Raw genomic sequence first — 17,914 nt, 5'->3', positions numbered from 1 at the left:
GGGCAGCCGCCTAGGCCAGCTCGATGTGGAACACGAAACGGGAACCCGCATAGCGGGATTCGGTGAGTTCGACAGGTGTGCCGTCGGCGGTGGTGACCAGTCGGCGTTCGACGAAGATGGGCGCGCCGACGGGCAGGTCCAGGAGGGCGGCGTCGTCGTCGGTGGCGATGGCCGCGATCTGGGTTCCGGTCGCGCGGGAGGGGGCGAAGCCCTGCTCGGTGAGGGCCTGGTGCAGCGAGCCGTGGGCCAGGTCCTCGCGCAACAGCCAGGCGCAGGAAGGCGGCAGCACGACGTTCTCGATCGCCATCGGCTGGTCGTCGGCCAGCCGCAGCCGCCGTACATGAACGACGTTGGACTGGGGTGCGAGCCGGAGCGCGGTCGTCTCCTCCTGGGTGCCCGCGCGCCGTTCGCTCGCCAGGACGGTCGATGACACCGTCATGCCGCGCAGGGCCATCTCCTCGGTGAAGGAGCGCAGTCGGCCCATCTGGCGGTGGACCTGCGGTTCCCCCACGAAGGTGCCGACACCGGAGATCCGGTAGATCGCACCCTCGGCGACCAGGCGCTGGGTCGCCTGGCGGACGGTCATCCGGCTGACCTGGAACAGGTCGCACAGTTCCGCGTCGGACTCGATCTGATCTCCGGGCTTCAGCCCCGCGATCCGGCCGCGGATGTGCCGTTCGACCGCTTCATGTCGCGGCATGGGCCGCCGAGCCACGGCTTTCCTCCCTTGTCTGCACTGGTGTCTGCACTGGTGTCTATACCGGTATGCCTTCCGCAGCATAGGCCGTCACCCAGCACGCGTCCACACCCGGCCCGTCGCGTAGGAAGCGAAGATCAGCCCGTACAAGTGCTTGACGCTGGGCCGGTCGCCGCCTTAGCGTCCCGACGTGTACTACCTGTCTATACATAACCCACCGGATACTGCTCCGCGGTAGGGCGCCCTGTCTCCGCCCTCGTACCGAGAGGTTTCTGCCCGTGTCTTCGTGGATCCGTACCGCAGTCGGGATCGTCGAGCGGCTTGCCGAGTCCCAGGCCGGCGCCATCGAGGCCGCGGCCCAGATCGCGGCCAGGTCGATCGCCGACGACGGCGTCGTCTACACCTTCGGCACCGGTCATTCGCGCATGCCGGTGGAGGAGATCTTTCCCCGCTACGGCTCCTACCCGGGCTTCCAGCCGCTGGTGGAGCTCTCGATGACGTTCCACACCCAGGTGGTGGGGGCCAACGGACAGCGGCAGGCGATGTTCATCGAGCGCGTCGAGGGGCTCGCCGACCAGATCCTGGCGAACTTCCGGCTGCGCCCCTGCGACAGCATGTTCATCTTCAGCGTCAGCGGGCTCAACGCCGTCCCCATCGAGATGGCGATGGGCGCGAAGAAGGCGGGTCTGCCCGTCATCGCGGCCACGTCGCTGCAGGAGACGAACGCCGCCGAACCGCGGCATCCGAGCGGGTCCCGGCTGGCCGACCACGCCGATGTGGTGATCGATCTGGGATCACCGGTCGGCGACGCCATCTGCCGGGTCCCCGGCCTGGACGTCCCGGTCGGCCCGGTGAGTACCTTCACCGCCATCGCCGTGGTCAACGAGATCAAGGTCAGGGTCGCCGAGCTGCTGGCGGAGCGGGGCGCCATGCCGCCTGTCATCACCAGTTCCCGCCTGGTCGGCGCGGACCGCAGCGACGAACTGTTCGAGGGCGCCTACCTCGAGTTCGCCCGCCGCTCCGCCGCCGCTCTGCGCACCGCGGACGGTGCACGGTGAAGCGCCTGCTGGTGGCCGGCGCCCAGGGCGGAATCGGCGCCGCGTGTGTCAACGCCGCGCGGGCCGCCGGTGCCCAGGTCTTCGAGGCCGACCGCGACACGTACGACGTCACCGTGTCCACGGGCGCCGACGCGGCCGTGGCGCGAGCGGCCGAGGCCCTGGGCGGTCTCGACGGCATCGTGCACGCGGTGGGCATGTCCGGCCGGCGACTCGGTGACGGGCCGGTGGACGAGTGCGGCGACGAGGCCTGGCGCGAGGTGCACCGGGTCGATCTCGACTCGGTGTTCTACCTGTTGCGTGCCGGCCTGCGCCGGTTGTCCGGCTCGGGCGGCTCGATCGTCGTCATCGGCTCGGCTCTGGCGAGCACGCTCGACGAGGACTTCCTCACCGCGGCCTACGCCAGTGCGAAGGGCGCCCTCGTCCCCCTGGTGCGCTCGGCCGCGTTCACCGGAGCCCCCAAGGGTGTGCGCGTCAACATCGTCGCGGCCGGCCTGGTGGACACCCCGATGGCCGCGCGTGCCATGGCCAATCCCGCGATCCAGGACCGGATGCCGCGGTTGATGCCGCTCGGTGCGCGGGCCTGCAGCCCCGAAGAGATCGCCGACACCGCCGTGTGGCTGCTGTCGGACGCCTCCTCCCGCACGACCGGCGCGGTCGTCCCCGTAGACGGAGGGTGGCACCTGAGGTGAACGGCACACGCATCAGCCCGGCGGAGGCCGGGAGTTATCCGCTGCTGTGGGACGGCGACGTAGTGGTCGTCGGCGGCGGATCGGCGGGGTCGGCGGCAGCAGTCGCGGCCGCCCGGCGGGGCGCTTCCACCCTGCTCGTGGAGAGCGCCGCTCACCTGGGCGGCACCGGGGCGAGCGTTCTGGACACCTTCTACGGCTTCTACGCGCCCGGCACCGGGGAGCGCGTCGTCGGCGGCGTCGGCTGGGAGGTGTGCGAGGCGCTCACCGATCGCAAGGCGGCCTTCGAACGCCCCAACACCTACGGTGCCGGCACCGGCATCACCTACGATCCCGAGACGCTCAAGCTGGTCTGGGACGAACTCACCGGCGCTGCCGGGGTACGCGTCCTGTTCCACGCCCGTGCCTCACGGGTGGTGATGGAGGATCAGAACGTTGTCGGGGTGGTCGTCGAGACGGTCGCCGGCCCCGCGTACGTACGCGCCAGGGTCGTGGTCGACGCCAGTGGTGACGCCGACGTCGCGTGGCGTGCGGGGGCGGCGCTGGAACGGCCGGCCGAGGACCGCGTCGTGCAACCGCTCACCCAGACCTTCCGTCTCGCCGGTGTCGACGCCACGGCGACACCCACGGCGGAGCTGCACCGCCTGATGGCTCTGCACGCGGACTCGGGAGCGTACGAGCTCCCCCGGCGCGAGGGTTCGGTCCACCGGACCACCGAACCCGGCGTCGTCCACACCAATCTGACGCGCGTGAACGGCATCGACCCGACCGACCCCTGGCAGCTTTCGGCAGCCGAGCAGGAGGGGCGCCGCCAAGTCGTCGAGTACGCACGGTTCCTCGTCGAGCAGGTGCCGGGGTATGAACGGGCCTTCCTCATCGCGTCCGCGCCGCGCATCGGCGTGCGGGAGAGCCGTCGCCTGATCGGCGAGTACGTCCTGGGCAAGGAAGACGTCCTGAGCGCGCGTCAGTTCGAGGACGCCATCGCGCGCTGCGGCGCTCCGATCGAGGACCACGCCGCCGGACACAGGACGATCTGGCAGTACGTCGGCTCCGGCAACGAGACGCCCACCGGCCGCACTTACGGTGTTCCCTACCGATGTCTGCTGCCCCGCGGCGTCGACGGTCTGCTCGTCGCGGGCCGGTGCCTGTCGGCGACCCACGACGCCCACGCCTCCGTCCGCTCCATCGGACAGTGCATGGCGATGGGGCAGGCCGCGGGGACCGCGGCGGCGCTGACGGCGTCCGCCGGATACCGGCCTCGCGATGTGGACACCGTCGAACTGCGTGAGCAACTCGCAGCGGACGGCGCCTTGATCTCACCCGACTGACCGGCTCCGCCGGAAAAGGCTAGACAGGGCTCAATCAGCCCGAGTTTCCGATTCTTTACGGCTCAACCGATTGACTGGACGATGTGCGCGACCTAGCTTCCCGTTAAGTCTATACAGGCAATACTGATGCTGATCAGGAGTTCGCATGGTCGTGACCAGGGGCGGTCCTCGCCCCGCAGGGTCCGCCCTGGGGGTGGACATCGGGGGCACGAACATCAAGTGGGTGCACCGGACCGGCGCGGCCGTCGTCGCCCGGGGCACGCTGCCGACACCCGCCGCCGGCCCCGCGCGGGTCGCCGCCGCCATCGCCGAGATCGCGGGCGCACGCACCGTCGAGGCCGTCGGCGTCACACTGCCCGGTCACCTGAGCCCGGACCTTCGCTCCACCACCACCATCCCGAACCTCGACGGCGACTGGCAGGGCTTCCCGCTGGCGGACACGATCGAGCGCGCGACCGCGAAGCCCATCCTGCTGATGAACGACGCACGCGCGTTCGCCTCCGCGGAACTCGCTCTGGGCGCCGCGCGCGGCCACACCGACGTGCTGTTCATGACCATGGGCACCGGAATAGGCGGTGCGATCGCCCTGGGCGGCAACGTGCTGCGCGGGCCCGGCGACCGAATCGGCGAAATCGGGCACATGACCGCCGAGCCGGGCGGCGACCTCTGCGGATGCGGGGCTCGCGGCTGCCTGGAGACAGTGGCGGGCGGCCGGGCACTCGCGGCCCTCTGGTCCCGGGCCCTCACCTCTCGCGGGACCGGGAACCAGGACCGGCCGGCGACTCCCGAAGACCTGGTCCGGGCCGCCCGGTCGGGCGACACCACGGCCCGGGAGGTCCTCGATGCCGCCGCCATGGCCGTGGGCACGGTACTGGGGAGCGTGCTGGCCCAGCTCGGCCTCTCGACCGTTGTCGTCGGCGGTGGCGTCGCGCCTGCCTTCGACGTGATGCGACCGGCCGTCGAGCTCGCGCTGCTCGACCGCCGGACACTGATCGGACCGGTGACACTCCTGGCCGCCGAACTCGGCCCGTACGCCGGCGCGATGGGGGCGGCCCTGAACGCCACGGCGCAGCCCCTCGCCACCACTTCGACGCTGCCTCGGTTAGCCGTGAGCTGACGGCCTTCCGCACCCGTCGGCTGCACAGCCTGCGTCCCTGCCGGCGGGCACAGCGACTGCCGCATCGCCTTTCGTCCCACCCGGCGGGCGGGCACGCCCGGCCAACCGGCTCCGGCCGCCGAAGAAATCCGTGTCCGCGATTTCCTCGCCCCTGCTTCTCGACGTGCCTTCCCACCCGCCTTCCACAGCGCGGGACCAGGCGCCCCGTCCGCCGGCCGCCCTTCTCCCCGCGCGGCGGCCGGTCTCCCTCAAGCCCAGCCCAGGATGGTTTCCCGATGATCGACGCATACGTCGACGACGGCTCGGTACAGAACGAACCGGGCCCCTCCGAGCGGTCCCAGCACACCGCGCGACAGCAGTGGTGGCGCACGGCCGTCATCTACGAGGTGTACGTCCGCAGCTTCCTCGACAGCACCGGGGACGGCATCGGCGACCTGGCCGGAGTCCGTGCGGGCCTGCCGTACCTCGAGCGACTCGGTGTCGACGGCATCTGGCTCAACCCGTTCTATCCCTCTCCGCAGTACGACCACGGCTACGACGTCGCCGACTACTGCGACGTGGACCCGGTCTACGGAGACCTGGCGGAGTTCGGCCGCCTGGTGGACGACGCGCACCGCCTGGGGTTCAAGGTGCTCATCGACATCGTCCCCAACCACTGCTCCAGCAAGCACCCCTGGTTCCTCCAGGCCCTGGCCGAAGGCACGGACGGCGGCCCGGCCCGATCCCGTTTCCACTTCGCGGAGGGTCGTGGCGAGCGGGGCAAACTGCCGCCCAACAACTGGTACTCGATGTTCGGCGGGCCCGCCTGGACCCGGGTCACCGAGCCCGACGGCACGCCGGGCCAGTGGTACCTGCACCTGTTCGGGCCGGAGCAGCCCGACCTGAACTGGCGCAACCCCGAGGTCGGCGGCTACTTCGAGCAGGTGCTGCGGTTCTGGCTGGACCGCGGCGTCGACGGGTTCCGTATCGACGTGGCCACCGGCCTCTTCAAGCATCCCGGACTGCCGGACTCCCCGGACCCGGCGGCCGACGCGCGGGCCCGCGACACGGTCAACCCCCTGGCGTGGAACCAGCCCGAGACCCACGGTGTCTGGCGCACCTGGCGTGCCATCTGCGAGGAGTACACCGCCCGGGACGGCGTCGACCGGCTGCTCGTCGGAGAGGTGTCGGTACGCACCCCGGCAGAGCAGGCCGCCTACGTCCGCCCGGACGAGCTCCATCAGGCGTTCTTCTTCCACATGCTGACGGCCCCGTGGGACGCCGCCACCTTCCGCCGGGTCATCCAGGACGCTCTGCGGGACATCGCCGACACCGGCTCGACCATCACCTGGGTGCTCAACAACCACGACCAGGTCCGCACCGTCACCCGGTACGCGGCCGCGGCCCGGGCTCGCGCCGCCGCGCTGCTGATGCTCTCCCTGCCCGGCGCCGCCTACGTCTACCAGGGCGAGGAGCTCGGCCTGCCGGAGGTCGTCGACCTGCCGGACGAGGTGCTCACCGATCCGATCTTCCACCGCAGCGGCAGCCGCGTGGGAATACGGGACGGCTGCCGCGTGCCCCTGCCGTGGTCGGGTCACCTGTCCCCGTTCGGATTCACCTCGGGCGAAGGCGTCGCCGAGCCGTGGCTGCCCCAGCCCGCCTGGTTCGCCGCGCACACCACCGAACGGCTCATGGCCGACCCGGAATCCTTCTGGCACCTCTACCACGACGCGCTCCGGCTGCGCGCGAGCCTGCCGTCGCTCGGCAACGGGACCCTTCGCTGGCTGGAGTCTCCGCCGCAGGTCCTGGCCTTCGTCCGCGGTGACGGGCTGGTGTGCGCCGTCAACTTCGGCGACGTCCCCGCTCCCGCCCCGGTCCCCGGCACGCCGCTTCTCGCGAGCGGTCCCTGCCCGCCCGGGACCCTCCCCGGCAGCACGGCCGCCTGGTGGGCGGCCGACGGTCTCGCGGTCTGACCCCGCTGTCCCTCGCCACCTGTTCTTTCCGTCTTGTTCTTTCCATCTCTCACAAAGGAGTGACCCGATGAATGGCAGAGCGGCAGCACTGACAGCCGTCACCGTCCTGATGATCGGAGCCGCCGGCTGCGGCTCCTCGGACAAGGACGCCGCCGGCAACCCGGCGGCCACCGGTGCCAAAGACGCCTCCACGCTGAACCTGCCCCGGCTCGACGGGCAGAACCTGCAGGTGGCCGGCGTCTGGACCGGCGCCGAGCAGAAGAACTTCCTCAAGGTACTGGCCCGCTTCGACAAGCTGACCGGAGCGAAGACCACCTTCGTGCCCACCGGCGACAACGTGTCGACCTTCGTCGGCAGCAAGATCCAGGGCGGCGCTCCGCCGGACGTGGCCCTGCTGCCCCAGCCCGGCGTGCTCCAGCAGTTCGCCGAAGCGGGCTGGCTCAAGCCGCTGCAGCCCGCCGTGACCCAGGAGCTGAACAAGAACTACAGCCAGGTCTGGCGGGACCTCGGCACCTACCAGGACAAGCAGTACGGCGTGTTCTTCAAGGTCACCAACAAGTCGCTGTTCTGGTACAACACCGCGGCCTGGGAGCAGGCCGGACTGACCACCGCCCCCACCACCTGGGAGCAGTTGCTGAAGGACGGCCAGACACTCTCCGACTCCGGCACCCCTCCGTTCTCCATAGGCGGCGGCGACGGCTGGGTCCTGACCGACTGGTTCGAGAACATCTACCTCAGCCAGGCCGGCCCGGCGATGTACGACAAGTTGACGAAGCACCAGATCAAGTGGACCGACCCCTCGGTGACCAAGGCGCTGACCACGCTGGGCCAGCTCTTCGGCAGGCCCGACCTGATCGCCGGAGGCACCCGCGGGGCGCTGCAGACCGACTTCCCCACCTCGGTCGGCCAGGTCTTCGCCAAGCCGCCCAAGGCCGCGCTGGTCTACGAGGGCGAGTTCATCGCCACCAACATCACCCAGGAGACCACGGCCAAGGTCGGCACCGACGCCAAGGTCTTCCCCTTCCCGTCCGTGGACGGCGGTGAGGCACCGGTGCTGAGCAGCGGCGACGTCGCGGTCGCACTCAAGGACGGCGAGGGCGCGCAGGCGCTGATGCGCTTCCTGGTCTCTCCCGAGGCGGCGGCGATCGACGTGCAGCAGGGCGGTTTCCTGTCACCGAACAAGGCGGTCGCCTTCTCCAACTACCGCGACGACATCGTGCGGGACATAGCGGAGAACCTGATCAAGGCGGGCGACAACATCCGGGTCGACATGTCCGACCAGGCGCCGGCCGCGTTCGGCGGGACGAAGGGGCAAGGCGAGTGGAAGGACCTGCAGGACTTCCTCGCCAAGCCCTCCGACGTCGCGGGCGCGCAGAAGCAGCTCGAGGCGGACGCCGCGAAGGCGTTCGCCAAGGCGGGCTGAGGCAGTCGTGTCACAGACCCTCTCCCCTCCGTCCCCCGCCGCCCCCGCTGCGGCGGGGGCACCGCCCCGCCGCAGCGGGAGGACGCCCCGAGGCCGCACCTGGGTCGCGGCGTTCTTCCTGCTGCCCGCGCTGGTCCTGCTCGGGGCGCTCGTGGTGTATCCGATCGTGTGGTCGGTCGTGCGCAGTCTCTTCGGCCCCGACGGCTTCACCGACTTCGTCGGGCTGTCCAACTACACCGGCGTCTTCACCGACCACCAGACTCTCGTCGCCATCAGGAACAACGCGATCTGGGTCGTGGTCGCACCCGTCGCGGCCACCGGGCTCGGCCTGATCTTCGCCGTGCTCACCGAACGGATCCGCTGGGGCACCGCGTTCAAACTGGTCGTCTTCATGCCGATGGCCATCTCCATGCTGGCCGCCGGCATCATCTTCCGGCTGGTCTACGACCAGGACCCCGGCAAGGGCGTGGCCAACGCGATGGTGACCGGCGTCCACGACACCTTCTTCAAGGCATCGGCGTACCCCGGGGCCCATCCGAGGGTGGCAGGCCCCGGCAGCACCCTGACGGGCCCGGTCGGCGGCCCGTACACCGGCAAGTCCGTCAGCCCCGGTGAGGTTCCGGCCGCGCTGGCTCTCGTCGGAGTGCAGCCCAGCACCCTGACCGGCGCGACGCAGGCCGCGGCACCGAGTGCCTGCCCGCGCGGCGCGTTGTGCGGCACGGTCTGGCTGGACTTCCAGCCGGGCGGCGGCACTCCCGGGAAGATCGACCCAGGGGAGAAGGCACTGGCCGGCGTCCGGGTCGAGGCCGTGCGTGACGGTCGGGTGCTCGCCACGGCGACCGCCGCCAAGGACGGCACCTTCACTCTGCCCGCGTCCCGGATCGGCGCCTCACCGATTCAACTGCGCCTGCCCGCGACGAACTTCACCGCGCAGTACGCGGGTGTCGACTGGCTCGGTCCGACCCTGGTCACCTGGTCGATCATCGGCGCCTACGTCTGGATGTGGACCGGCTTCGCCATGGTCCTCATCGCCGCCGGACTGGCCGGGATACCGCGGGAGCTGCTGGAGGCCGCGCGTGTGGACGGCGCGAAGGAGTGGCAGGTCTTCCGCCGCATCACGGTGCCGCTCCTGGCGCCGGTGCTGGGCGTGGTCCTGGTCACGCTGGTGATCAACGTGCTGAAGATCTTCGACCTGGTGTACGTGATCGCGCCCGGAGCCAGCCAGCAGGACGCGAACGTACTGGCCCTGCAGCTCTACCTGTCCTCCTTCGGCGGCGGCAACGACCAGGGCACTGGCAGCGCGCTCGCCGTACTCCTGCTCGCCCTGGTCGCGCCGGTCATGTTCCTCAACATCAAGCGGTTCCGAAAGGAGAAGTCACGGTGACCACCCTTCAGACCGCCGAGTCCGCGCAGACCTCCCGGGCCCCCGGGACCGCCTCCGGCCGCACGGGGCCGGGCGCCGCCACCCGTGCGGCTCGTCGGCTGGCCGGCGGATCCACCAGGCTCGTCCTGCTGGTCGTCGCCCTGTTCTGGCTGCTGCCCACGGTCGGCCTGCTGCTCTCCTCGCTGCGCGGGCCACTGGACATCCAGGAGTCCGGCTGGTGGACGGTCCTCACCAAGCCCGCGCAGCTGACCCTGCACAACTACACCAACCTGCTGGACGACCCGACGATCACGCGTTCGTTCCTGAACAGTCTGCTGATCACCGTCCCGGCCACGCTGCTGGTCGTGGTCATCGGCTCGCTCGCCGGGTACGTCTTCGCATGGGTCGAATTCCCGGGCCGGGACTGGGTTTTCCTGCTCGTCGTCGGCCTGCTCGTGGTGCCGCTGCAGGTCGCGCTGGTCCCGATCACCAGCCTGTTCGGGAAGCTCGGGATCTTCGGCAGCATCGTCAGCGTCGTCCTCTTCCACGTCGCTTTCGGCCTGCCGTTCGCGATCTTCCTGCTCCGGAACTTCTTCGCGGAGATCCCACGCGAACTCCTGGAGGCCGCCCGTCTCGACGGCGCGGGCGAGTTGTGGCTCTTCGTCCGGGTGGTGGTTCCGCTGGGCGGGCCGGCGATAGCCTCGCTCGGCATCTTCCAGTTCCTGTGGGTCTGGAACGACATGCTCGTGGCGCTCATCTTCGCCGACCCGGGATCGGCGCCGCTCACCGTGGCCCTGCAACAGCAGACCCGCCAGTTCGGCACCAATATCGACGTCCTGTCCTCCGGCGCCTTCCTCTCCATGATCATCCCGCTGGTGGTCTTCTTCGCCTTCCAGCGGCAGTTCGTCAACGGTGTCATGGCAGGAGCGCTGAAGTAGCCGGCCGCCCTCGTGTCTCCAGGCCCGCATCGCGTGGAGTCACCCACCTGACGGGGCGTCAGGCAGGCTGTGCCACAGCCCTTCTGGCGCCCCACCGCCGGGTGCGGTACCTGCCCGCGAGGCGGCAGGCGGCGTAGATCGTGAACGAGATCGTCGTGACGTAGGGGCTGATGGGGATGCTGCCGCCCAGGGCCAGCAGGATGCCGCCCTCGATCGAGGCCACGGCGAAGAGCACGCTGAGCACCGGCAGCAGGACCGGCGACGCGGTGATGCGGGCGGCGGCCGCGGCGGGGGTGACCAGGAGGCTGAGGACCAGCAGCGCGCCGACGATCTGCACCGACAACGCGACCGCGAGTCCTAGCACGATCATGAAGGCGAAGGACAGGGCGCGCACCGGTACGCCGCGGGCCTCGGCGACGTCCGGGTCGGCGCTGGCGAAGGTCAGCGGGCGCCACATGAGGGTCAGGGCGAGGAGGACGACGGCGGACGTGCCGAGCAGCCAGGTCATCTGAGGGGTGTCGACGGCGACGATCTGGCCGGTGAGCAGGCCGAACTTGTTGGCCGCCCGGCCCTTGTAGAGGGCGAGGAAGAGCACGCCGAGGCCGAGGCCGAACGGCATGATGATGCCGATCACCGAGTTGCGGTCGCGGGCCCGGGAGCCCAGGACGCCGATCACGCCGGCCGCCAGGAGCGAGCCGACGATCGAGCCCGCCACGACGTTCACCTCGAGGAGCAGGGCCGCCGAAGCTCCGGCGAAGGACAACTCGCTGACGCCGTGCACCGCGAAGGGCAGGTCGCGCATGATGACGAAGACCCCGGCGAGGCCGCCGACGAGGCCGAGCGCGGCCCCGGCGACGAGGGAGTTGCGGACCAGCGCCAGGAGTTCGCCGTAGTTGTCGAAGCTGAAGATCTGCTGCCAGACCCCGTCGGCGAGCGTCATGGGCGTACTTCCTCGGACTGTTGGGCGTGGTGCGGTGGCGTGGCCGGGTCGTCGGGGGCTCCGACGACCACGACGCGGCCGTGGACGCGGACGACGTCGACCCGGGTGCCGTACAGCCGTGACAGCGACTCGGAGGTGAGGACCTCCTCCGGGGTGCCGACCCGGTGACTGCCGCGGGCCAGGTACAGCACCCGGTCCACCAGGCCGAGCACCGGGTTGATCTCGTGGGTCACGAAGACCACGGCCGTGCCGTGCGAGCGGCGGCGGGCGTCGACCAGTTCGGTGACGGCCCGCTGGTGGTTCAGGTCGAGCGAGAGCAGCGGCTCGTCGCACAGCAGGATGCGCGGGTCGGTGGCCAGGGCCTGGCCGATGCGCACGCGCTGCCGTTCGCCTCCGGACAGCAGGCCGAGCGGGACGTCGGCGTACGCGGACGCGCCGACCGAGACGAGGATCTCGTCCACCCGGCGGCGGACGGCGGCCGTGCGCAGGCGCGGTCCGAAGCGGTGTCCGTCGATCCCGAAGCGTACGAGATCACGGGCGCGCAGCATCGCCTGCGCGGACAACTCCGCCTGCTGGGGGACGTAACCGAGGTGCCGGGCGGCCTCGCGGGGCGGGCGGCCGAGCACGGTCAGGGTGCCGGCGGAGAGGGGCTGCCGGCCCAGCAGGGCCCGTACGAAGCTGGTCTTGCCCGAGCCGTTCGGCCCGAGCACGGCCACGAACTCCCCGGGCCGCACGTCCAGGTCGAGGCCCTGCCACACCACGCGCTCGCCGTAGGACACGGCCGCCTCGCGCAGGCTGATCACTGCGCCGGCCCCCGGGTCCCCCTCGCGGGGCCGGGGCACCGGGGCCGCGCCCGGACGCCTCACTTGGCCAGCGCGCTCGCGAGCGCGTCGACGTTGGCGGTCATCCAGCCGAGGTAGTCCTTGCCCTCGGGCAGGGTCTCGGTCACCGGGACGACGGGGATGCCGGCCGCCTTCGCCGCGGCCTTCGCCCTCTCGGTCTGCGGGCCGGAGGTCTGCTCGTTGTAGACCAGCGCCTTGACCTCCTTGGCGCCGAACACGGCCAGCGTGGCCTGGAGGATCCTGGGGGAGACGTCGTCGCCCTCCTCGATGGCCTCGCTGAACTCCGCGGGCGTCCTGTTCACCAGGCCGGCCGCGTCCAGCATGTACAGCGGCACGGGCTCGGTGATGGCCACGCCCTCACCGCCGTGCTCCTTCTTGATCGCGGCCTCCTTCGCCTCCAGCGGCTGGAGCTTCGCCTTGAAGGCCGTGGCGTTCTTGGTGAAGGTGGCCGCGTCGGCGGGGTCGGCCTTGCCGAGGGCGGCGGCCATGCGGTCGGCGACCTTGGCGACGGTGGGGAAGTCGTACCAGACGTGCTCGTTGAGCTCGCCGCCCTTCGGGGCGGTCTTGCCGGAGACCTTGACGGCGTTGATCACCTCGGCGGAGGAGTTGCTGCTCTTGAGCATCCGGTCGACGAAGTCGTCGTAGCCGCCGCCGTTCTCGATGACGACCTTCGCCTTGGACAGCGTCAGCTGGTTCCGGGTGTCGGCCTCGTAGGAGTGGGGGTCCTGGTCGGGGTCGCTGATGAGCGAGGTGACGGCGACCTTCGTGCCGCCTATCTGCTCGACGATGTCGCCATAGACGTTGGTCGAGGCGACCACGGTGACCTTGGACGAGGCGACCGGTTCCTGGGCGCTGCTCCCGTCGCTGCCGGAGTCCGACGAATTGCCGCACCCTGCCAGGAGGGCCAGTGAGGCGCCGGTGAGCAGGGCGGCCAGGCGCCGGGACGGGGACGAGGGCATGGGTCACTCCACGACAGGGGGAACACGGAGGTTCACGAGGGCTGGGACAGCCCGGAGCGAGCCGGGCAGGCGCCACGCTAGATGGAAATGAATGTCAAGAACATGGCCGATTCCGATCCATATGAAAACCATTGCCAAGACTTGACACGTCCCGCTACGGCCGCGAAGGGGCCGCGTCCCGAGCGGGGCGCGGCCTGCAGCGATCGCAGATCCCGGTGAGCTCCACGGTGTGTTCGACCTCGGCGAACCCGGTGCTCTCGGCCACGCCGTCGGCCCAGCGCTCGACGGCGTCCGCGTCCACGGCCAGGCTCAGTCCGCAGCCGCGGCAGACCAGGTAGTGGCGGTGCCCGTCGGTCGGGCGGGGGCGGTAGAGCCGCTCGCCGCCCTTGTCCCGTACGACGTCGACGTGCCCGGCCCGCTCCAGCATGCGCAGGGTCCGGTACACCGTGGTCAGCCCCACCGTGCCGCCCGTGGCGGCGAGCGCCTCGTGCAGCTCCTTCGCGGAGACGAACTCGGGGGAGTCGTGAAGCACCCGCAGTACGGCGTCTCGCTGGCGGGTCGACCGCCAGGCGGGCGGCCGCTGGGTGGTCGACCCGTCATGCATGGCGCATGCCTCCGGTGACGGTGGGGCCTGACAAAGGGGGCGCGCCGCACGCGCCCGAGGGGTCAGCAGTCGCGGAACTCGGGGGACTGGTTGAGGATCTGGGACCGCAGGGAGGTGAAGCGCGTGTACGTCTCACCATCGCGGTCCTCGGGGCGGAACGCGGCGACGCGGTGGCAGTTCTGGAAGGCGAGGGCGACGCCGAAGTGCCGCTCCAGGCTGCCCCGGATCGCGTCGCTGGACAGCGCCCGCAGCAGCTGGCCGCGCTCCTTCTCGGAGGGCGGCGGCGTCTGGTTGTCGGCGAACACCGCGTCACCGGCGCGCAGTTCGCCGACCAGGCGGGCGATGAGGTCGTAGGCGTACGGCAGGGACGTACGGACCGTTTCCACGAAGTCCTGCTCCCGCACCTCGCCGTTCTCGGCTTCGGCGAGCAGCTGCGGGGAGACGTCGAGCGACATGGTGTTTCCTGTCTGTTCGTTGTTCTGGCGGTGCTGTGGGTGCTGTGGGTGCTGTGGGGGTTGGGGGGATTGAGGGAGGGGAGGGCGGCGCGGCAACCTCAGGCGAAGGCCGCCAGCGCCGCCGGACCGTGTTGGAAGTCGGGGTCGACCTGGGCGGCCAGGTCCTGGCCCGTGGCCTCGTTGGCCCAGGCGGTGGCGTTGCGCAGATGGAACTCGACGCCGTGCCGCTGGAACGCGGTCCAGTCCTTGGGACGCGCGTCCACGGCCGCGCGCAGCCGGTCCAGTGTGCGCGCGTTGTGCGACTCCAACTCGCCGGCGTCCCGGCCCTGTTCCTGGGCGCGTACGAAGGAGGACTGCTCGCAGTGGGCGACCAGGTCGGTGCCGACGTGCTCCCGGAGGAAGGCCAGGTCGTCCTCGCCGGTGACCTTGTTGCCGACCACCGCGACCGGGATGCCGAACTCGGCGGCGTGGTCGCGGTACTGGCGGTAGACCGAGACGCTCTTGCGGGTCGGCTCGACGACCAGGAAGGTCATGTCGAAGCGCGTGAACAGGCCGGAGGCGAAGGCGTCGGCACCGGCGGTCATGTCAACGACGACGTACTCGCCGGGCCCGTCCACGAGGTGGTTGAGGTACAGCTCGACCGCACCGAGCTTGGAGTGGTAGCAGGCCACGCCCAGGTCGCTCTCGCCGAAGGCGCCGGTGACCATCACGGGCACCCCGCCGACCTCCTGCACGTGGTGGGTGTGGATCTCGTCGTCGCCCAGCAGTCGCACCAGGCGGGAGCCGCGACCGGGCGGGGTCGTCTTGACCATGGCGTCGCGGGACGCGATCCGCGGGTTCGTGCCCCGCAGGTAGTCCTTGATCTCACCGGTCCGCGCGCTGAGCGGCGGCGCGGCGAAGAACTCGTCCTCGTCCAGACCGAGCGCGTACGCCAGGTGCTGGTTGATGTCGCCGTCGATGGCGACGACGGGCGCGCCGGAGCGGGCCAGGTGACGGGAGAAGAGGGCGGACAGGGTGGTCTTGCCGCTGCCGCCCTTGCCGACGAAGGCGATGCGCATGGCTAACCGGCCCTATTGGAAATGGATGTCATGCGCATAGGTTGCGGAGGGGGTGGCGGGGGTGTCAAATTGCCGCCCCTCGAAGTGCTCATCCTTTGCTGAGAGTTGGGGCTGCGACTCCCGCCGGCGGGCGCGGTCCCCGTGACATGGCGATGCCCGGGCCGGCCCGCAGGGGCCGGCCCGGGCATCATCCGTGAGACCGGACAGGTCAGATCACACGGACCGCACTGATCAGGCAGATCAGATCAGGTCGAACCGGTCCAGGTTCGAGACCTTGACCCACGCCGCGACGAAGTCGTTCACGAACTTCTCCTTCGCGTCGTCGCTCGCGTAGACCTCGGCGAGGGCGCGCAGCTCGGAGTTCGAGCCGAACACCAGGTCGGCACGGGTGCCGGTCCACTTGACCTCGCCGGTGGCGGCGTCGCGGCCCTCGAAGGTGGTCTGGTCCGCCGAGGTGGAGCTCCACGTCGTACCCAGGTCGAGCAGGTTGACGAAGAAGTCGTTCGTCAGGGTGCCGGGGGTGTCGGTGAAGACGCCGTGCGACGACTGCCCGTGGTTCGCACCGAGAACGCGCAGGCCGCCGACGAGGACGGTCATCTCGGGGGCGCTCAGGGTGAGCAGGTTCGCCTTGTCGAGCAGCAGGTACTCGGCCGGCAGGCGGTTGCCCTTGCCGACGTAGTTGCGGAACCCGTCGGCGGTCGGCTCGAGCGCGGCGAACGACTCGACGTCCGTCTGCTCCTGCGTCGCGTCGACGCGGCCCGGCGTGAAGGGGACCTCGATGTCGAAGCCGGCGTCCTTGGCGGCCTTCTCGACGCCCGCCGCACCGGCGAGCACGATCAGGTCGGCGAGGGAGACCTGCTTGCCGCCGGACTGGGCGGCGTTGAAGGACTCCTGGATGCCCTCGAGGGTGCGCAGCGCCGAGGCCAGCTGGTCGGGGTTGTTGACCTCCCAGCCGTTCTGCGGCTGCAGGCGGATGCGGGCGCCGTTGGCGCCGCCGCGCTTGTCGCTGCCGCGGAAGGACGAGGCCGCCGCCCACGTGGTGGAGACCAGCTCGGAGACCGTGAGGCCCGAGGCGAGGATCTGGCTCTTGAGGGAGGCGATGTCCGCCGCGTCGACGAGCTCGTGCGTCACCTCCGGCAGCGGGTCCTGCCACAGCAGGGTCTCCGCCGGGACCTCCGGGCCGAGGTAGAGCGACTTCGGGCCCAGGTCGCGGTGGGTCAGCTTGTACCAGGCGCGGGCGAAGGCGTCCGCGAACTCGGCCGGGTTCTCGTGGAAGCGGCGCGAGATCTCACCGTAGATCGGGTCGAAGCGCAGCGAGAGGTCGGTGGTGAGCATCGTGGGCAGACGCTTCTTCGACGGGTCGTGCGCGTCCGGGATGATCGCCTCGGCGTCCTTGGCCACCCACTGCTTGGCGCCGGCCGGGGACTCGGACAGCTCCCACTCGTAGCCGAAGAGGATGTCGAAGAAGTCGTTGCTCCACTGGGTGGGCTTGGTGGTCCAGGTGACCTCCAGGCCGGACGTGATGGCGTCGCCGGCCTTGCCGGTGCCGTAGGTGGACTTCCAGCCCAGGCCCTGCTCCTCCATGGAGGCGGCCTCGGGGTCGTTGCCGACCGCGTCGGCAGGGCCCGCGCCGTGGGTCTTGCCGAAGGTGTGGCCACCGGCGATGAGGGCGACGGTCTCCTCGTCGTTCATCGCCATGCGGCGGAACGTCTCGCGGATGTCGCGGGCCGCGGCCAGCGGGTCCGGGTTGCCGTTGGGGCCCTCCGGGTTGACGTAGATGAGGCCCATCTGGACGGCGCCGAGCGGGTTCTCCAGCTCGCGGTCGCCGGTGTAGCGCTGGTCGTCGAGCCAGGTGGTCTCGGGACCCCAGTAGACGTCCTCGTCGGCCTCCCAGACGTCGGTGCGGCCGCCGCCGAAGCCGAAGGTCGTAAAGCCCATCGTCTCCAGGGCGACATTGCCCGTGAGGATCATGAGGTCGGCCCAGGAGATGGACTGGCCGTACTTCTTCTTGACCGGCCACAGCAGACGGCGGGCCTTGTCGAGGTTGCCGTTGTCCGGCCAGCTGTTCAGCGGCGCGAAGCGCTGCTGGCCACGGCCGCCACCGCCGCGGCCGTCGCTGATGCGGTAGGTGCCGGCGCTGTGCCAGGCCATGCGGATCATCAGCGGGCCGTAGTTGCCGAAGTCGGCGGGCCACCAGTCCTGCGAGGTGGTCAGCACCTCGGCGATGTCCTGTTTCACGGCCGCCAGGTCGAGGTTCTGGAACGCCTCGGCGTAGTCGAACGACTCACCGAGGGGGTTCGCGACGACCGGGTCCTTGGCAAGGATCTTCAGGTTGAGGCGCTCCGGCCACCACTGGCGGTTTCCGCCGCCCTGGGTCGGGTGCGCGGCGCGCCCGTGCGCGACCGGGCAGCCCGATGCCTCCTCCGGCTTCGGGTCCGTGACGATCGCGTCATGGTTCTCGGTCATGGGGGAAATCCTTCCGAACGGGGTGGAT

16 protein-coding genes are annotated in these 17,914 nt (G+C 70.6%); 8 read left to right on the top strand and 8 right to left on the bottom strand.

Features of this window, described 5'->3' with window-relative positions; all coding sequences use genetic code 11:
* Positions 1 to 10: 10 nt before the first annotated feature.
* Positions 11 to 700, bottom strand: a complete 690-nt coding sequence (locus OG252_RS14885) for a GntR family transcriptional regulator (RefSeq protein ID WP_266432738.1) — start codon at positions 698 to 700, stop codon at positions 11 to 13.
* Between the two features lie 275 nt (positions 701 to 975).
* Here OG252_RS14885 and OG252_RS14880 point away from each other — a divergent pair, with 275 nt between their 5' ends.
* From OG252_RS14880 to OG252_RS14845, 8 genes are all read left to right on the top strand, one after another.
* Positions 976 to 1,755: an SIS domain-containing protein gene (locus OG252_RS14880; protein ID WP_266432735.1), complete on the top strand. Its 780-nt coding sequence runs from the start codon at positions 976 to 978 to the stop codon at positions 1,753 to 1,755.
* Positions 1,752 to 2,444, top strand: a complete 693-nt coding sequence (locus OG252_RS14875) for an SDR family oxidoreductase (RefSeq protein ID WP_329336563.1) — start codon at positions 1,752 to 1,754, stop codon at positions 2,442 to 2,444. The genes OG252_RS14880 and OG252_RS14875 overlap by 4 nt, the downstream gene beginning before the upstream one ends.
* Positions 2,441 to 3,769 (top strand): FAD-dependent oxidoreductase, encoded by a 1,329-nt coding sequence (locus OG252_RS14870; RefSeq protein ID WP_329336561.1) that lies wholly within the window; start codon positions 2,441 to 2,443, stop codon positions 3,767 to 3,769. Before OG252_RS14875 ends, OG252_RS14870 begins: the two co-directional genes overlap by 4 nt.
* A gap of 145 nt (positions 3,770 to 3,914) precedes the next feature.
* Positions 3,915 to 4,886 (top strand): ROK family protein, encoded by a 972-nt coding sequence (locus OG252_RS14865; protein WP_329336559.1) that lies wholly within the window; start codon positions 3,915 to 3,917, stop codon positions 4,884 to 4,886.
* Between the two features lie 275 nt (positions 4,887 to 5,161).
* Positions 5,162 to 6,838: a glycoside hydrolase family 13 protein gene (locus OG252_RS14860; RefSeq protein ID WP_329336556.1), complete on the top strand. Its 1,677-nt coding sequence runs from the start codon at positions 5,162 to 5,164 to the stop codon at positions 6,836 to 6,838.
* Positions 6,839 to 6,905: 67 nt separating this feature from the next.
* Entirely contained in the window at positions 6,906 to 8,261 is a 1,356-nt protein-coding gene (locus OG252_RS14855; RefSeq protein WP_266432724.1) for an ABC transporter substrate-binding protein, read from the top strand.
* Between the two features lie 7 nt (positions 8,262 to 8,268).
* The gene (locus OG252_RS14850; protein WP_443068405.1) at positions 8,269 to 9,645 is read left to right on the top strand and encodes a carbohydrate ABC transporter permease; all 1,377 of its coding nucleotides are present in this window, start codon (positions 8,269 to 8,271) and stop codon (positions 9,643 to 9,645) included.
* Positions 9,642 to 10,562: a carbohydrate ABC transporter permease gene (locus tag OG252_RS14845; RefSeq protein ID WP_329336553.1), complete on the top strand. Its 921-nt coding sequence runs from the start codon at positions 9,642 to 9,644 to the stop codon at positions 10,560 to 10,562. Before OG252_RS14850 ends, OG252_RS14845 begins: the two co-directional genes overlap by 4 nt.
* A 58-nt stretch (positions 10,563 to 10,620) precedes the next feature.
* Here the strand turns inward: OG252_RS14845 and OG252_RS14840 are convergent, their stop codons facing one another.
* The 7 genes from OG252_RS14840 to katG all read right to left on the bottom strand — a co-directional run bounded on the left by OG252_RS14840 (position 10,621) and on the right by katG (position 17,886).
* Positions 10,621 to 11,502, bottom strand: coding sequence for a metal ABC transporter permease (locus OG252_RS14840; protein ID WP_329336551.1), 882 nt, complete (start codon positions 11,500 to 11,502; stop codon positions 10,621 to 10,623).
* Positions 11,499 to 12,305: a metal ABC transporter ATP-binding protein gene (locus OG252_RS14835; protein WP_329336549.1), complete on the bottom strand. Its 807-nt coding sequence runs from the start codon at positions 12,303 to 12,305 to the stop codon at positions 11,499 to 11,501. The genes OG252_RS14840 and OG252_RS14835 overlap by 4 nt, the downstream gene beginning before the upstream one ends.
* A 59-nt stretch (positions 12,306 to 12,364) precedes the next feature.
* Entirely contained in the window at positions 12,365 to 13,303 is a 939-nt protein-coding gene (locus OG252_RS14830) for a metal ABC transporter solute-binding protein, Zn/Mn family (protein WP_329336547.1), read from the bottom strand.
* Positions 13,304 to 13,457: 154 nt separating this feature from the next.
* A complete protein-coding gene (locus OG252_RS14825; RefSeq protein ID WP_329336545.1) occupies positions 13,458 to 13,907 on the bottom strand; it encodes a Fur family transcriptional regulator in 450 nt (149 codons plus the stop codon).
* A gap of 62 nt (positions 13,908 to 13,969) precedes the next feature.
* Positions 13,970 to 14,362: an SCO5389 family protein gene (locus tag OG252_RS14820; protein WP_266432711.1), complete on the bottom strand. Its 393-nt coding sequence runs from the start codon at positions 14,360 to 14,362 to the stop codon at positions 13,970 to 13,972.
* 98 nt (positions 14,363 to 14,460) lie between these two features.
* Positions 14,461 to 15,420 carry an ATP-binding protein gene (locus tag OG252_RS14815; protein WP_266432709.1) on the bottom strand — a complete coding sequence of 320 codons (960 nt, stop codon included), beginning with the start codon at positions 15,418 to 15,420 and terminating at the stop codon, positions 14,461 to 14,463.
* Between the two features lie 240 nt (positions 15,421 to 15,660).
* Entirely contained in the window at positions 15,661 to 17,886 is a 2,226-nt protein-coding gene (gene katG / locus OG252_RS14810) for a catalase/peroxidase HPI (protein WP_266432707.1), read from the bottom strand.
* Positions 17,887 to 17,914 lie beyond the last annotated feature (28 nt).

The sequence above is a fragment of the Streptomyces sp. NBC_01352 genome (assembly GCF_036237295.1).
Lineage (GTDB): Bacteria > Actinomycetota > Actinomycetes > Streptomycetales > Streptomycetaceae > Streptomyces > Streptomyces plumbiresistens.
Note: the sequence above shows the minus strand (reverse complement) of the source record. Positions and strands in the feature narration are given on the sequence as shown.

Coding starts and splice junctions, on each gene's coding strand:
- OG252_RS14865 (WP_329336559.1), top strand. CDS start 3,915: ATGGTCGTGACCAGGGGCGGTCCTCGCCCCGCAGGGTCCGCCCTGGGG.
- OG252_RS14820 (WP_266432711.1), bottom strand. CDS start 14,362: ATGTCGCTCGACGTCTCCCCGCAGCTGCTCGCCGAAGCCGAGAACGGC.
- OG252_RS14855 (WP_266432724.1), top strand. CDS start 6,906: ATGAATGGCAGAGCGGCAGCACTGACAGCCGTCACCGTCCTGATGATC.
- OG252_RS14840 (WP_329336551.1), bottom strand. CDS start 11,502: ATGACGCTCGCCGACGGGGTCTGGCAGCAGATCTTCAGCTTCGACAAC.
- OG252_RS14815 (WP_266432709.1), bottom strand. CDS start 15,420: ATGCGCATCGCCTTCGTCGGCAAGGGCGGCAGCGGCAAGACCACCCTG.
- OG252_RS14825 (WP_329336545.1), bottom strand. CDS start 13,907: ATGCATGACGGGTCGACCACCCAGCGGCCGCCCGCCTGGCGGTCGACC.
- OG252_RS14830 (WP_329336547.1), bottom strand. CDS start 13,303: ATGCCCTCGTCCCCGTCCCGGCGCCTGGCCGCCCTGCTCACCGGCGCC.
- OG252_RS14860 (WP_329336556.1), top strand. CDS start 5,162: ATGATCGACGCATACGTCGACGACGGCTCGGTACAGAACGAACCGGGC.
- OG252_RS14885 (WP_266432738.1), bottom strand. CDS start 700: ATGCCGCGACATGAAGCGGTCGAACGGCACATCCGCGGCCGGATCGCG.
- katG (WP_266432707.1), bottom strand. CDS start 17,886: ATGACCGAGAACCATGACGCGATCGTCACGGACCCGAAGCCGGAGGAG.